The sequence below is a fragment of the Neolewinella xylanilytica genome, from assembly GCF_002934605.1.
Classification (GTDB): Bacteria; Bacteroidota; Bacteroidia; order Chitinophagales; family Saprospiraceae; genus Neolewinella; species Neolewinella xylanilytica.
Genome location: NZ_PTJC01000006.1, coordinates 481,494 through 495,730 on the forward strand (window position 1 = coordinate 481,494; position 14,237 = coordinate 495,730).

Consider the following 14,237-nt stretch of genomic DNA (forward strand, 5'->3'; position numbering starts at 1 on the left):
TTAAAAGAAATTTGTCATGATCCAACAGGAATCACGTTTACGCGTAGCGGATAACAGCGGAGCCCGGGAAGTACTTTGTATCCGAGTGCTGGGAGGTTCGAAGCGTCGTTACGCCACCATCGGCGACCAAATCGTCGTCAGTGTTAAAGATGCATCCCCCGGTGGGAACGTCAAGAAGGGATCGGTAAGCCGCGCCGTCGTCGTCCGCACCAAGAAGGAAGTTCGTCGCAAAGACGGCTCCTACATTCGCTTCGACGACAACGCCGTCGTTCTGCTGAATGCGGCCGAAGAACCCCGTGGAACCCGCATTTTCGGCCCGGTGGCCCGCGAGCTCCGCGAGCGCAACTATATGAAGATCGTATCGCTAGCGCCCGAGGTACTCTAAATTCTTTTCCTTCCCCGCTCCCGGAGCGTAAATTATATAGCCATGGCTAACAAGACTTACAAAGACAAGCAGAAGCGGCATCAGCCCAAGCTGAAGATCAAGAAGGGTGACCGGGTCGTAGTGATCAGCGGTGCGTACAAGGACCGGACCACGGCGCGTGAAGTTCTGGAAGTTTTTCCAGCCGAGAACCGGGCGCTGGTCGACGGCGTCAATATTCGCAAGAAGCACCAGAAACCCACCGAAGATGCCGCCGGCGGCATTGTTGACAAAGCCAGCCCCATCCATATTAGCAACCTGATGTTGGTAGATCCTTCCGTCGAGGAGGTGACCCCGACCCGCGTCGGTCGTAAGGCAGACGATAACGGAAAGCTTCAGCGCTACGGGAAGCGTAACGATAATATCATAGCATAATGAGCTACACGCCAAGACTAAAGAAGAAGTACGACGACGAAGTCCGTAGTAAGCTGCAGGAGCAGTTCAACTACAAGTCACCCATGGAGGTGCCCCGGCTGGTCAAAATAGCGATCAACCAGGGTGTTGGCAAGGGTACTCAGGACCGGAAACTGGTGGAAAACGCCGTTAAGGAAATGTCCCTCGTCGCCGGCCAAAAGGCAATCACCACCAAGGCTAAAAAGTCGGTGTCCAACTTTAAGCTCCGGGACGGTATGGCCATCGGCGCCAAGGTTACCCTTCGACGAGGTAAAATGTACGAGTTCCTCGATCGCCTCATTTCTACCGCGCTTCCCCGCGTTCGCGACTTCCGCGGCATCAGCGATAAGAGCTTCGACGGAAGAGGTAACTACACGATGGGGGTATCCGAGCAGATTATCTTTCCCGAAATCAGCCTCGATGACGTTCCGAACATTACCGGATTCGATATCACTTTCGTAACGACCGCAAAGACGGATGCCGAGGCCCTGGCTTTGCTGCGGGAGCTTGGACTTCCCTTTAAGAACCAGAATAACAACAACTAATGGCTCGTAAATCACTAATCGCCCGCGAACGTAAGCGGGAGCGCATGGTCGCCAAGTACGCCGAAAAGCGTGCCGCGTTGAAGGCTGCCGGAGAGTGGGAAGAGCTGGACAAGCTGCCCCGTAACTCCAACCCCATCCGCTTGCACAACCGTTGCGGATTGACCGGTCGCCCTAAGGGGTACATGCGGAAGTTCGGCCTGTGCCGCGTTAAGTTCCGGGAAATGGCCCTCGACGGCAAAATCCCCGGCATTCGCAAGGCCAGCTGGTAATTCCGATACCATCGGGCTACCGCCTGGCAGGCAGGAACTTCCATGTTTCCGTTTACCCACCGGTAGTCTCTGTTTTTACATTTAATCCTAACAGTTCCGGAAGTTCTAATTAGAAAACCACGGAGCGCAATTTTATAAAATGGCAGTTACCGATCCAATCGCCGACTACTTGACTCGCATCCGCAACGCTCAGATTGCCGGTCACCGGGTAGTTAACATTCCTGCTTCCAGCACCAAGAAGCGTCTCACCGAAATTTTGTACGATCAGGGATTCATTCTCAAGTACAAGTTCGATGACGAGGCGGGTAAGGGCAAGCAGGGAGTTATCTCCATTGCGCTCAAGTACGAAAGAGAGACCAAGCGGCCGGTTATTCGGAAGCTGGTACGTGTTTCCAAGCCCGGTCTTCGCCAGTACGCCAAGGCAGACAGTATGCCGCGCGTTATCAACGGCCTCGGCATTTCCATCGTGTCCACTAGTAAGGGGGTCATGACGGGTCGGCAAGCCACCGAGCAAAATGTTGGCGGAGAAGTCCTCGCTTACGTATATTAATCCTAAAGTCCACCTCTGCAGGGAAAGATCTTTTCCCGTAAGACCAATCTACTATTATGTCCAGAATAGGTAAAAACCCAGTCGGTCTCCCCCAGGGAGTCACCGTGACGGTAAGCAAGGGAAACCTGGTTACGGTAAAAGGCCCCAAAGGCGAATTGACCCAACAGGTAGATCCCGACATGGGAATCGAAATTAAGGAGTCCGAGGTTCAGGTTACCCGCCCCTCCGATAGCAAGCGTCACCGTGCGTTTCATGGTCTCTACCGCTCACTGATCGCTAACATGGTCAAGGGCGTTACCGAAGGCTATGCCCTCACCCTCGAGGTAATCGGCGTAGGTTACCGGGCAGAGAACAAGGGAAACCTGTTGATCCTCACCCTCGGTTATTCCCACCCCATCTACTTCATGGTTCCCAAGGAAGTAGCCGTCGAGACGATAACGGCAAAGGGTAAAAACCCGGTGATCAAACTTAACAGCAACGACAAGCAGCTTGTCGGACAGGTGGCGGCCAAGATCCGGGCGCTCCGCAAACCGGAACCCTATAAAGGAAAAGGTATCCGCTTTGAAGGTGAAGAGATTCGCCGCAAAGCAGGTAAGACCGCCGCTAAGAAGTAAAAGATAATAGCAATGCAACTTACAAAACTCAAGCGGCGCAAGCGGATTCACAGCCGCGTCCGGAAGAAGATCAAGGGAACGGCCCAAAAGCCCCGCCTTAATGTCTACCGCTCCAACCGCTTTATCTACGCCCAACTGATCGACGACGTTACTGGCAATACCCTTGCTAGTGCGAGCAGCTTCGAAGCCGCCGTCGCTAACGAAGGAAATAAATCAGACCAGGCCAAGGAAGTCGGCAAGCTCATCGCCGAACGCGCAAAAGCCGCCGGCATCGACGGTGTGCTCTTTGACCGCGGTGGGTATCTCTATCACGGTCGGGTGAAGTCACTCGCTGAAGGTGCCCGTGAGGGTGGCCTGAACCTTTAAATCAAGCTCCAATGGCTGACAATAGAAACAATAGCGGCGGTGGACGTGGCCGCCGCGACAATAATCGCGGACGCAACAACCGTGGTGACCAGCACGAATCCGATCTGAAGGAAAAGATGGTGGCCCTCAACCGGGTATCCAAAGTGACCAAAGGCGGTCGCACCTTCACCTTCGCCGCCATCGTCGTAGTTGGCGACGGCAAGGGAAAGGTCGGACACGGTACGGGTAAGTCGAAAGACATCTCCGAAGCGATCCAGAAGGCCACCGACGTTGCCCGTAAGAGCATGATCAAGGTGCCGCTGTACAAGGGAACCATCCCCCACGAACAACTCGGTAAGTACGGGGCTGGAAAGGTTTTGCTCAAGCCCGCCAGTGAGGGTACCGGTGTAATTGCCGGTGGTGCCATGCGCTCCGTGCTCGATATCTGTGGCGTACACAACGTACTTGCCAAGTCGCAAGGATCATCGAACCCCCACAACGTCATCAAGGCTACTATCGACGCGTTACAGAAGTTGCGCAGCCCGCAGACCATCGCCAAGCAACGTGGCATTTCAATGGAAAAGCTTTTCGAAGGCTAACCGCAAACCATCTACCATGGCTAAGATCAAAATCACCCAGGTCAAAAGTGTAATCGACCGGCCGCAGCGCCAGAAGGATACCATCAAGGCACTCGGGATCAAAAAAATGCACCAAACCGTGGAGCGGGAGGATACTCCGGTCATCCGCGGAATGGTTAACAAGGTCGCCCACCTGGTGACCGTAGAATAAAGACGGGCCCTCCGGCCCGACGCATAATCAATACTCCAATGGAACTCAATAATCTAAAGCCCGCCGAGGGATCTACGAAGTCCGAGAAGCGGATTGCCCGCGGACAAGGTTCCGGCCGTGGTGGTACCTCCACCCGTGGCCACAAGGGCGCCAAATCCCGTAGCGGCTACAAAAGCAAACGCAACTTCGAAGGCGGACAGATGCCTTTGCAAATGCGCTTACCGAAACGCGGCTTTAACAGCCCGAATCGCGTAGAGTACGTAGCTTTGAATCTGGAAAAACTGCAGGCCCTGAGCGAAAAGCACAGCCTCAGCGAGATTACTCCAGTTACGCTCTATGATCTTGGCGTGGTCAAAAAGAACGATCGCATCAAGGTGCTGGGCAACGGCGAAGTGAGCACGGCGCTTACGGTTACCGCTCACGCAGCAAGCGCTTCCGCTAAGGAAGCCATCGAGAAAGCAGGTGGTAGCCTTACCATCGCCTAAAACCAACTTGCCATGAGGTTCTTCGAGAATATTAAAAACATTTGGTCGATTGAGGAGCTGCGTACGCGCATCCTCTTTACCCTCGCCCTTATGGCTGTGTACCGTCTCGGATCGTTCATCGTCCTGCCCGGTGTGGATATTGCAACCTTGCAAGCTAACCTTGCCAGTGGCGGCGACGCTAATGACCTGCTCGGCCTAATTAACCTGTTTACCGGGGGGGCTTTCAACAACGCCTCGATCATGGCCCTGGGCATTATGCCCTACATCACGGCCAGCATCATCGTACAGTTGTTGGGATTCGCCGTTCCCTACTTTCAGAAGTTACAAAAGACGGAAGGTGAATCGGGACGGAAGAAGCTCACCCAAATCACCCGGGCCCTTACGGTGGCCATCACCCTCGTACAGGGTGCCGGCTACCTGACCTATATCCGGTCGCAGGGCGGGGTGAGTCCGGCGGTTTCGGAAACGGTATTTTGGGTTTCCGGCATTATCATCCTATCCACCGGCACCATTTTCGCGATGTGGTTGGGTGAGCGTATCACTGATCGGGGTATCGGTAACGGTGTTTCGTTGCTGATCACGGTCGGTATCATCGTCAGTCTTCCCGCCGCGCTTGGGTTTGAACTTCAATCCCGTTTACAGGGAGGGGCGCTGCTCATTTTCGTACTGGAAATGTTCGGTTTCTTCCTTGTCACGATGGCTACGGTGATGATCGTTACCGGCATCCGCAAGATTCCCATCCAGTTTGCCAAGCGTATGGTGGGGCGTGGGCAGGGAGCAGCTCCTTCCACCACCGCCCGTGATTATATCCCGCTGAAGGTGAACGCATCGGGGGTAATGCCCATCATTTTTGCTCAGGCATTGATGTTCGTTCCCGCCAGCCTGGCCGGGTTTGGAGGTTCCGAAGCGGAAACCAGTTGGCTCGCTCTGCAATTTAACGACTTCACTTCCCCGCTTTACAACATCGTCTACTTTGTTCTGGTGGTCGCTTTCACCTATGTCTATACGGCACTAGTCGTGAATCCCAGTCAGTATACGGAATACCTGAAGCGGCAGAATGCCTTCATTCCCGGAGTACGTGGGGGTACCGAGACGGAAGAGTACATCGACTCGATTACCAGCCGCATCACCTTGCCCGGATCCGTTCTGCTCGGCCTGATCGCCATCCTCCCGGCCTTCGTCGCCGGGCTGGGGGTCAACCAGCAGTTCGCTATCTTCTTCGGTGGTACCTCACTGATCATCATGGTGGGGGTTGTACTGGATACCCTCCAGCAGATCGATACCTACCTGCTCATGCGTAAGTACGACGGACTCTCGAAAGAAGGCCGCCTTCAGGGCCGGGGAACCGGTAGCCGTATGCAGCAGATCGGAGCTGACTTCTAGAAAAGAAATAGTAAACCTTCAAAGCGAGCGGATGCCTTCTACGGGCATCCGCTCTTTTTTTGCAACTTACCGCCCGCTTCATTCCATTTTACCGGGACAATTCCTAACTCGTGAGTGCTCGCCAATTTTGGTCGTTAATCAAGTCTGCCGTTCGGGGCGACGCGCACGATTTCACGAGCGGTAGCATCCGACGCGCCATCGTGCTCCTGGCCGTTCCCATGATGCTGGAGATGGCCATGGAAAGCGTTTTCGCGCTGGTGGATACCTTCTTCGTGGGCCGTATCGGAGTGGAGGCGCTTACCACAGTAGGGCTTACGGAGGTAATGATGACCCTAATTTACAGCATTGGCGTTGGCCTCAGCCTGGCTCCCATGGCGCTCATTGCCCGCTTTGTAGGAGAAAAGAAACCGGACGAAGCCAGTCGAGCGGCCGGGCAATCCATCGTGATCACCCTCATCTTAAGTCTCGTCGTCTCCGTACCGGCCGTTTATTATGCCGGAGACCTGTTAGCCCTGATGGGGGCCGGGCCCGCAGTGATCGCGGAAGGCATATGGTATACCCGCATTCTCTTTGCCGGTAACGGGGTCATCATGCTGCTCTTTCTGCTGAACGGCGTGTTCCGGGGGGCGGGAGAAGCGGCCACCGCGATGCGGGTGTTGTGGATCGCAAACGGAATCAATGTATTCCTCGACCCGCTGTTCATCTTCGGCCTGGGACCCATCCCCGGCTTCGGCGTTGCCGGGGCCGCCATCGCCACCACCATCGGGCGGGCTATTGGCGTAGGGTACCAGTTGTATATCCTCTTTTCCGGCCGTTCGGTGGTGCGGATCAAAACCGGCGGCTGGAAAATCGATCCCATCATGCAGTTGCGAGTACTGCGCATCGCCTCCAACGGCGCGTTTCAGTACATCATCGGGTCGGCGAGCTGGATTTTCCTCGCCAGGATTGTCGCTAGCTTCGGTGCTTCGGCCGTAGCTGGTTACACCGTGTCGATCCGGTTGATCCTGTTTACCCTGTTGCCGGCCTGGGGATTGAGCAACGCTGCGGCTACCTTCGTGGGCCAGAACCTGGGCGCCAAACAGCCGGACCGTGCGGAACGCGGGGTTTGGTGGACACTCGGAATTACGACGGTATACCTCCTCCTACTTTCTTTTGGCTATTATTTTTTCGCGGGGCCGCTGGTGCAAAGTTTTACCCAGGATCCGGAGGCCGTTGGTTACGGCGTCGATGCGCTCAAGATATTCGCTATTGGGTACGTCATCTTTGGGCTTGGATTAATCCCGGTACAGGCGTTCAACGGTGCCGGCGATACGGGGACGCCCACGCTGCTCAATTTCGTCTGTTTCTGGCTCCTCGAGATTCCCCTAAGCTATTATCTCGCCGTCGAACTCGGCTTTGCGGTGCGGGGCGTGATCTGGTCGGTGGTCATCGCGGAACTACTACTGGCGGTGGTCGCCCTCTGGCTGTTCCGTAGGGGGAAGTGGAAGCTCAAGGAAATCTAGCTGCGTTTAACACAGAGGATAACCCCCGAAGCCCATTCCAGCGGGCACACCCACAGGTCCTCCCGCGACGCCAGCGTGGCACGGAGGTGGTTGGCTTTGGCGGCGTGTCCTTCCGGCCAGTTGGACTGCGGCAGCATATCGTCGACGATGTACGTTCCGCCGATCGGTAAAAGATCGAGTGTCCGTTCCAGTTGGTGGTATTTCCCCGGCCAGGTGTCGGCGAAAATAAGGTCGAAGGGTGGCCCGAGGTAGTTTTCCAGCCATTCCTTCCCATCAGCGCAGACGATGCTGACTCGTGCGTCATTCTGGAAGAGGGTGGATACGAAATCCGTGTACTGCACCTGATTATCCAGCGATAGTATCCGCGCATCCGGATGCATCCCCTGCACCATCCAGGCGAGGGATAGGCCAAGTCCGGTACCCAATTCCAGGAAATTTCCGCCGGGTTTGGCCGCTACGAGGCTCCGCAACAGTTCACCCACTCGCTGGTCGGAGGGCATAGTGAAGTCCATCGCCTCTCCGGCTTCGCGGATTTCGGAATACTGCGGTGGGTAGGATGGTTCGGTAGCGGAGGTAAGCATAGGTAGCGGTGATGGGGGTAAAGATGCACTCCCTCGAACCAACGGGCGGGCTCCGATACGGTGAATTTACGATCCGGAAGACAAGGCATCCGGAAGGCGTACCTTCGTGGTCCACGAAAGGGATTAACCGGCAGTATGGACAAGACGGTCATCATCGGAGGAGGAGCCGCTGGCTTTTTTGCCGCCATCAGTATCGCCGAACACCGTCCGGGCGGGGACATTATCATTCTCGAGCGGGGGCGGGCCGTATTGGAAAAGGTGCGGATAAGCGGGGGCGGACGGTGCAACGTTACCCACGCTTGCTTCGATCCGGGGGAGTTAGTGCAATTCTACCCCAGGGGTAGCCGGGAATTGCTGGGACCGTTCCACAAATTTGCTTGCGGGGATACGATGGGTTGGTTTGCCGACCGCGGCGTGGCACTGAAGATTGAGGAGGACGGCCGGGTGTTTCCCAAATCCAATAGCTCCCAGACCATTATCGATTGCCTGTGGCGGGAAGCGAAGCAGCGGGGCGTCAAGGTCGTCACCGGCGCTCGGGTAACGGATGTATCCCCACCTGCGCTCCGGCGCCCGAATTGGCGGATTAAGGTTGGTGAGGAATGGCTCGAGTCCGATCGGCTAGTGGTGACCACCGGTAGCAATCCCGCTGTTTGGAAATTACTTGGCGAGCTGGGGCACCGTATCGTGGACCCGGTTCCCTCCCTGTTCGCCGTAAACATTGCAGACCGGGCACTCAGGGCCCTGGCCGGCATCAGCCTCCCGTGGGTACATTTGGAAGTGGAGGGAGGTAAGTTGCAGGCGGATGGTCCCCTGCTCATTACGCATAAGGGGCTGAGTGGCCCCGCCGTACTTCGGCTGAGTGCATGGGGTGCTCGGGAGCTTCATCCGCTTTCCTACGCTTTTGACTTGCGGGTGAACTGGTTGGCCCGCCGGGCTAAGGAGGTGGGGGAGGAGATATCGGCAAACCGCGAAAGCAGGAGCAGGCAACAGATTGGCTCGCGGTCGCCGGTGGAGCTGCCCCAGCGGCTCTGGCAAATGCTGGTCGCTTCCGCCGGCATTGCCGCCGACCTGCAATGGGCGCAACTGTCCAATGCAGCGCTAGCCGACCTGGTGGCGGGGTTGACCGGTAGTGTGTACCGCGTGATCGGCAAGGCTACGAATAAGGATGAGTTTACGACTGCCGGCGGGGTGGCGCTCGACGAAATCGACTTTCGAAGCTTTCGTTCGAAGCGGTACGACAGCCTCTATCTAGCCGGGGAAGTCTTGGATATCGACGCCATAACCGGGGGGTTCAACTTTCAGGCGGCCTGGACGGGCGGTTGGCTTATCGGTCGGGATCTGGAATGACGGGCAGCTTCTCCTTCGTGCAAATTGCTAGCAGGTGGCGGTGGCCGCCCAGTACCGGTAGCGGTATCCCGACGGACTTAGATAAATCTTCTTACTTAATCCGGTTTAGAATGTTAACATTCATCGCTCGTTTTGGATATCTCCCAATTTTAATTTGGATAAGGTAAACACATTCGGGGCAAAGATCCCTTCCAGGGGTAGGGGCAACCAAGCAATCGGTGTGGTTAAAGCTATTGCCTACATGACGTGGGGGAGCGGGGTTAAAACATTTAGCTTATAAATTAAAAGTGCGGCCAACGTTACTTGTAGGTACATTCTTCTAGTTGTTCATGACGAAGCTTACCATTGCCGTTGTAGAAGACGAGCCGATTATTTCCGCCGATCTTGGCGACCGCCTCACCGATTTGGGATACCGGGTTTCCGGGAACTACTCGAGTGGCGAGAAAGCCCTGGAGCAGTTTAAAAAAAGCGTTCCCGATTTGATTTTGATGGACGTGAAACTGGAGGGGGCTCTGGATGGCGTTGATACGGCGCTGGCTATCCGCCGCTTCAGCCAGGTGCCCGTGATCTTTCTCACCAGCAACAGCGACGAGGTAACCTACCGCCGGGCCCGCGCCGCCCGGCCTAGTGCCTTTATCTCCAAGCCTTTTCGGGGACGGGATCTGGCCCATGCGATCGATTTGGCCCTGACGGCCAAAACCCCTCCTTCGGCTGCCGTTACCGAGCAGGAACCGATTTTTCCGGAGGGGGAAAGCGCCCTGTTGCTGCATGACCGCTTGTTTCTCAAGGTGAAAGACCGGCTGGTCCGCATTATGTTGCACGACATCCTGTGGATAGAGGCCGACGACTATTACTGTAAGGTAATCACCGACGAGCGGGAGTTTTTGGTGACCAAGACACTGAAGAAGCTTTCCGGTTTGTTGCCGCCCGATGCACCATTCGTGCGTTGCCACCGCTCCTACCTCGTGAACCTGCAACGCATTACGGAAATCGGGGAAATATTCGTTTTCGTAGGGTCGCACAAAATCCCCGTTAGCCGGTCTAAACGCTCCGAGCTGATGACCCGGGTAGGAAATCTTTAGGACTCAGGCCGTGGGGCCGCCGGCGGGCGGAGTGAAGCGTACCTCCGTGCCGTAGCCCACCGTAGCAATAGTCTTGGCTTCTCCGTTAAGTTTCGAACTGAGCAGATCGAGCAGGCGGGTGCCGAAAGCAGTGCCGGAGGGCAGAACGGTCGCCTGAGCTTCCCCTACGCCATCGTCGGTGACCCGTAGTACCAGATCGGATTTCTCCCGGTAAAGCGATATTTCTACCAGGCCCTTTCGGTCGCCCGGAAAGGCATACTTGAGGGAGTTGGTGATCAATTCATTTACTATCAGACCGAGGGGAATCGCCGTGTCGATGTCGAGGGTAATCGCTTCGATATCGTAGTAAATCTCCACCCGATCGTCCAGGGTGTAGGTGTCCAGCAGGGTGTTGCCCAGATCCTGAAGGTAGGCTTGCATACTGATGGTGTTGGAGGTTTCACCAAGGTAGAGCTTCTCGTGGATCAGTCCCATGGCCTGTACCCGCGAACGACTGTCCCGTAATGCTCGGTAGGCGGTGGAGTCTTTCGAATCGAGATCCCGGCTTTGCAACTTCAGAAGGCTCGAAATTATCTGTAGGTTGTTCTTTACCCGGTGGTGAATCTCTCGGATCAGCCCTTCTTTTTGCCCGATCAGCCGTTCCTTTTCCTGGCCGCTTAGTCGCAGTTTTCGGGACAGGCGGTAGAGCGTTATGGCAGCTGCGATGCAGATCAGGAAGCCGATGCCCGCCGTATACAGCAGCCAGCGTTGTTGGCGAAGTTGCTCGATCTGGGTCTGGATCCGTTTTTCTTTCTCCCGGGTTTCGTAGGCAATCTGTAGCTCGGCTAACTGATTGTCGTAATCGTCCTGGGTGATCTTCCGGTAATTGCGATCCGCCAGTTGTAAATAATGATAGGCGCTGTCGTAGCGGTGGAGGCCCGCGTAGGCATCGCTGACCACGTACTGGAAATCCATCAGGTACCGGGGGTCATCTAACCCCTGGGCCATGGCCATTTCCTCGTCCAATAATTTGATGGCCCGGTAATGAGCCCCGGCTTCGTTCGCCAGATGGGCCAGGTTGTTCAGCAGCAAGGCCTTGTAGATTCGGGTGCCGCTGGCATCGGCGTACCGTAGACCTTCCCAGAATAGTCGTTTTCCGAAGGCCGTAGAATCCTGATCCCGGTAAAAAATGCCTTCGTGTAAGTGCAGATCGGCCATCAAGGCCGGTGCGTGATGCCGTTCGAGAATGCCACGCGCTTCTTGAAAGCGTGCGCGCGCTGCCGAGTCGCGACCTATGCCATGTAATGACATGGCATAACTAATCAGCAAGCCGGCGTAGTACAGCCGATCCGGCTCCTTTTCCAGAATGGCCATCGCACGGGCGTTGTAGCGTTGTTCCGCGCGCAGTTGATCCTGGTAAAAAAAGGCCCCCCCCATCAGCCAGTAGGCACGGGCCAGGCAGGTCTGGTCCGCAATATCCCGGCAAGCTTGTGCCAATTGCTGACTGATCTTCAGCGATTCCGCGTGGCGGTTATTCACCGAGGCAAGGGTGGCACGGGACCACAGGGAGGCAGCCCTCGCTTCGGGAATTTCGCTGGCGTCGTAGTAGGATCTGGATTGACCCAGCAGGAGGCGGGTGCTATCCTGAATGCCGTTATCAAGGTAGTAACGGGCGATCGTTTCGTAGGCCAACCCGATGAGATACGGATCTTCCGTGCGAATTGCCCGGGGAAGCATCGCCCGGGCTCTGGCTAGGGCCGTGTCCACGTTGACGTAATACTGGCCGCGGATTTCGGCGAGTTCCTGTGCCAGGGGTAGCGTATCCTGACCGGCCATGCTTCTGGGAACCAGCACTTGCAGACCTAGAAGCAGCAGAAACCAACAAGCGGACCGTGGCATTCAGGAAGTAGTCGAGCGTATCCCCGGGCTAAGTCGTCGGGATGGCGGTGCGGGCGCTAACCGTTCGATAGGATATATGGTGCAAATTCACATATCCAAGGTAGCCATTCGTGGGCCTGACCAAAAAGAGAAGGTATTTTAGCCAGTTAACTGAGAAAAAGACGGTATTGACTGAATATGATAGCACCTTCCCTTATTTCAGCAAAATGGAGCGGGCAACGGCCTTACTTTTGCCCGATCATTGAGAGACACTACACTTTGACACATTCACGCCTTTAGCATTATTACGGACTAGTTGCCAGCGATTAATCGCCAACGAAGCCAAGAAAAGACCGGATGATATCCGGATCGCACTTTGAACTACACAATTGCCTTTTCCGAAACCCGAAAGACTAGCTGTCTTTCGGGTTTCTTTATTTCCCGTCAGCTGGGCTTAGGTTTTGGTTTCCCGCCCCCCCGGTGAGTCGGGATACGATTAGGCTGGACAGCAGGCCGCCGAGCATGGCCACGGTTCGGAAGGGGAAGTCCGAAGGGTAGGAAAGAAAGGCAGGTAAACCTAGGGTATCGTCACCTCCCCCAAAGCGCAGTACTGCCGCAACCAAAAAGCCTGCCAGGGCACCGTGCTTATTCGACCGCTTGTCAAAGAGCGCGCAGACGAGGGCCGGAAAGAGCAAGCAGTACACGAAATCGGAACACAGAAACCATAGTTCGTATACGCTCCTGACCTGGAAGGCAATGAGGGTCGCCGCCGTACCCACGATCCAGATACAGCGCTGAATGTACGTCGCAAGTTTGGTGTCGGGCAGGTCTTTTTCCACCAAAGGCTTGTATACGTTCCACACCCCCATGCTGCTGGCACTGAGGACGCTGCTGTCCACACTGGACATGACCGCTGCGGCAACGGCACCGAGTCCGATAACGGCTACGACCGGGTTAGTAAGGTAGCGGACCACCCAGGGCAGGGTAGCGCTCGCGTCCGGCGGCGGGCCGGCAGCCAGGGTCGACCAATCTACGGTTGCCGACACCATGCCGATGATCACCGGCGCGATGGCCGCCAGGATACAGACCACCCCGGCCACCACGCTCAGCACCATGGCCGTTCGCTCGTCCCGCGCCGCCAGCACCCGCTGGAAATAAACCTGCCAGGGGATGCCTCCGAAGGTCAGCAAGAGCGCGTAGTCCCACCAGGTCCAGTAGCTGGCGCCGAGTGCCTCCCGGCTGGGCAGTAAGCTGGCCGCGGCCCCGAATCGATCCTGGTAGGCGGAATACGTGGCGGACATTCCCCCCGTATACTCCAGGGCAAACGGTACAATGAGCGCCAGACCGGCCAGCAGGATGATCAATTGCGCCACGTCCGTCATGGCTACCGCCCAGAGTCCGCCCAGGGCGGTATACGCCACCGCGATGGTGGCCGATAAAAGGATGGCCGTGGTCAGGTCTACCCCCAGTACGGTGGCAAAGGTCGCGCCGAGAGCGGTAAGGATGGCGGCCGTCCAGAAGAGCTCTCCGGTGAGGGCGGGTAGAAAGAGCAATGCCGTCATGCGTTTACCGTAGCGCTCGGCCAGCGGGTCGAGCATGGTACGGTAGCGGCGGCGGCGCATTTTGCGGGCGAAGAAGAGCCCGCCGATGACCAGGCTGAGTGCGTACCCCCAGGGGGCCTGTACCCATACCAGCCCCTGGGTAGCGGTGTATTCCGCAGTTCCGTTTATGAAGCCGCCGCCCACCCAAGTAGCACTCATGGTGAAGATGGCCACCAGCAGGGGCAAGTCTCTTCCGGCCAGCATCATCCCGTCGGCATCGTTATCCTCGGCCCGGCGGCGGCGCGCGGCGCGCGCGCCGATGTAATACACCAGTGCATAGAAAACGGCCATGCTGCCGAAGGCCGGCCAGTGAACGGAGTCCTCGGTAAAGAAATGTAAATAACCCGCGGCTCCACCCAGTAAAACGCCGAGGAGCAGCAACGGAGTATAGTTGCGTAGGTTGGCCATGAACGGCCAAAGTACGGCGGTGGTCGCACTCCCGCATTGGCGTGCCCGGGCGAAAGTTCGCATAT

At 56.5% G+C, this 14,237-nt stretch carries 17 protein-coding genes; 14 read left to right on the forward strand and 3 right to left on the reverse strand.

Annotation, left to right across the window (positions count from 1 at the left end; translation table 11 throughout):
* The first annotated feature begins 16 nt into the window (after nt 1-16).
* The 12 genes from rplN (at nt 17) to CLV84_RS11225 (ending at nt 7,296) form a co-directional block, all read left to right on the forward strand.
* Entirely contained in the window at nt 17-385 is a 369-nt protein-coding gene (gene rplN / locus CLV84_RS11170) for a 50S ribosomal protein L14 (protein ID WP_104419876.1), read from the forward strand.
* A 42-nt stretch (nt 386-427) separates the two neighbouring features.
* Complete coding sequence (gene rplX, locus CLV84_RS11175) at nt 428-796, forward strand: 50S ribosomal protein L24 (protein WP_104419877.1); 369 nt, start codon at nt 428-430, stop codon at nt 794-796.
* Entirely contained in the window at nt 796-1,359 is a 564-nt protein-coding gene (rplE, locus tag CLV84_RS11180; RefSeq protein WP_104419878.1) for a 50S ribosomal protein L5, read from the forward strand. Before rplX ends, rplE begins: the two co-directional genes overlap by 1 nt.
* The gene (rpsN, locus tag CLV84_RS11185) at nt 1,359-1,628 is read left to right on the forward strand and encodes a 30S ribosomal protein S14 (RefSeq protein ID WP_104419879.1); all 270 of its coding nucleotides are present in this window, start codon (nt 1,359-1,361) and stop codon (nt 1,626-1,628) included. Before rplE ends, rpsN begins: the two co-directional genes overlap by 1 nt.
* Nucleotides 1,629-1,767: 139 nt before the next feature.
* Nucleotides 1,768-2,178: a 30S ribosomal protein S8 gene (rpsH, locus tag CLV84_RS11190; protein WP_104419880.1), complete on the forward strand. Its 411-nt coding sequence runs from the start codon at nt 1,768-1,770 to the stop codon at nt 2,176-2,178.
* Between the two features lie 56 nt (nt 2,179-2,234).
* Nucleotides 2,235-2,792 carry a 50S ribosomal protein L6 gene (rplF, locus tag CLV84_RS11195; protein ID WP_104419881.1) on the forward strand — a complete coding sequence of 186 codons (558 nt, stop codon included), beginning with the start codon at nt 2,235-2,237 and terminating at the stop codon, nt 2,790-2,792.
* A gap of 12 nt (nt 2,793-2,804) precedes the next feature.
* Complete coding sequence (gene rplR / locus CLV84_RS11200; RefSeq protein WP_104419882.1) at nt 2,805-3,158, forward strand: 50S ribosomal protein L18; 354 nt, start codon at nt 2,805-2,807, stop codon at nt 3,156-3,158.
* Between the two features lie 11 nt (nt 3,159-3,169).
* Complete coding sequence (rpsE, locus tag CLV84_RS11205) at nt 3,170-3,736, forward strand: 30S ribosomal protein S5 (RefSeq protein WP_104419883.1); 567 nt, start codon at nt 3,170-3,172, stop codon at nt 3,734-3,736.
* Between the two features lie 16 nt (nt 3,737-3,752).
* Nucleotides 3,753-3,926: a 50S ribosomal protein L30 gene (gene rpmD / locus CLV84_RS11210; RefSeq protein ID WP_104419884.1), complete on the forward strand. Its 174-nt coding sequence runs from the start codon at nt 3,753-3,755 to the stop codon at nt 3,924-3,926.
* Between the two features lie 38 nt (nt 3,927-3,964).
* Nucleotides 3,965-4,411 (forward strand): 50S ribosomal protein L15, encoded by a 447-nt coding sequence (gene rplO / locus CLV84_RS11215; RefSeq protein ID WP_104419885.1) that lies wholly within the window; start codon nt 3,965-3,967, stop codon nt 4,409-4,411.
* A 12-nt stretch (nt 4,412-4,423) separates the two neighbouring features.
* Nucleotides 4,424-5,794, forward strand: coding sequence for a preprotein translocase subunit SecY (secY, locus tag CLV84_RS11220; protein ID WP_104419886.1), 1,371 nt, complete (start codon nt 4,424-4,426; stop codon nt 5,792-5,794).
* Nucleotides 5,795-5,904: 110 nt separating this feature from the next.
* Nucleotides 5,905-7,296, forward strand: coding sequence for an MATE family efflux transporter (locus CLV84_RS11225; RefSeq protein WP_104419887.1), 1,392 nt, complete (start codon nt 5,905-5,907; stop codon nt 7,294-7,296).
* Here CLV84_RS11225 and CLV84_RS11230 read toward each other — a convergent pair.
* Complete coding sequence (locus tag CLV84_RS11230; RefSeq protein ID WP_104419888.1) at nt 7,293-7,877, reverse strand: O-methyltransferase; 585 nt, start codon at nt 7,875-7,877, stop codon at nt 7,293-7,295. The genes CLV84_RS11225 and CLV84_RS11230 overlap by 4 nt on opposite strands.
* A gap of 135 nt (nt 7,878-8,012) precedes the next feature.
* Between CLV84_RS11230 and CLV84_RS11235 the strand changes: the two genes are divergently transcribed.
* Both CLV84_RS11235 and CLV84_RS11240 read left to right on the forward strand, forming a co-directional pair.
* Nucleotides 8,013-9,224, forward strand: coding sequence for an aminoacetone oxidase family FAD-binding enzyme (locus tag CLV84_RS11235; RefSeq protein ID WP_104419889.1), 1,212 nt, complete (start codon nt 8,013-8,015; stop codon nt 9,222-9,224).
* Between the two features lie 329 nt (nt 9,225-9,553).
* Nucleotides 9,554-10,306: a LytR/AlgR family response regulator transcription factor gene (locus tag CLV84_RS11240; RefSeq protein ID WP_104419890.1), complete on the forward strand. Its 753-nt coding sequence runs from the start codon at nt 9,554-9,556 to the stop codon at nt 10,304-10,306.
* A gap of 3 nt (nt 10,307-10,309) precedes the next feature.
* Here the strand turns inward: CLV84_RS11240 and CLV84_RS11245 are convergent, their stop codons facing one another.
* Both CLV84_RS11245 and CLV84_RS11250 read right to left on the reverse strand, forming a co-directional pair.
* Entirely contained in the window at nt 10,310-12,139 is a 1,830-nt protein-coding gene (locus tag CLV84_RS11245) for a sensor histidine kinase (protein WP_170067673.1), read from the reverse strand.
* Nucleotides 12,140-12,597: 458 nt separating this feature from the next.
* Nucleotides 12,598-14,172, reverse strand: a complete 1,575-nt coding sequence (locus CLV84_RS11250) for a sodium:solute symporter family protein (protein WP_104419892.1) — start codon at nt 14,170-14,172, stop codon at nt 12,598-12,600.
* Nucleotides 14,173-14,237: the final 65 nt, after the last annotated feature.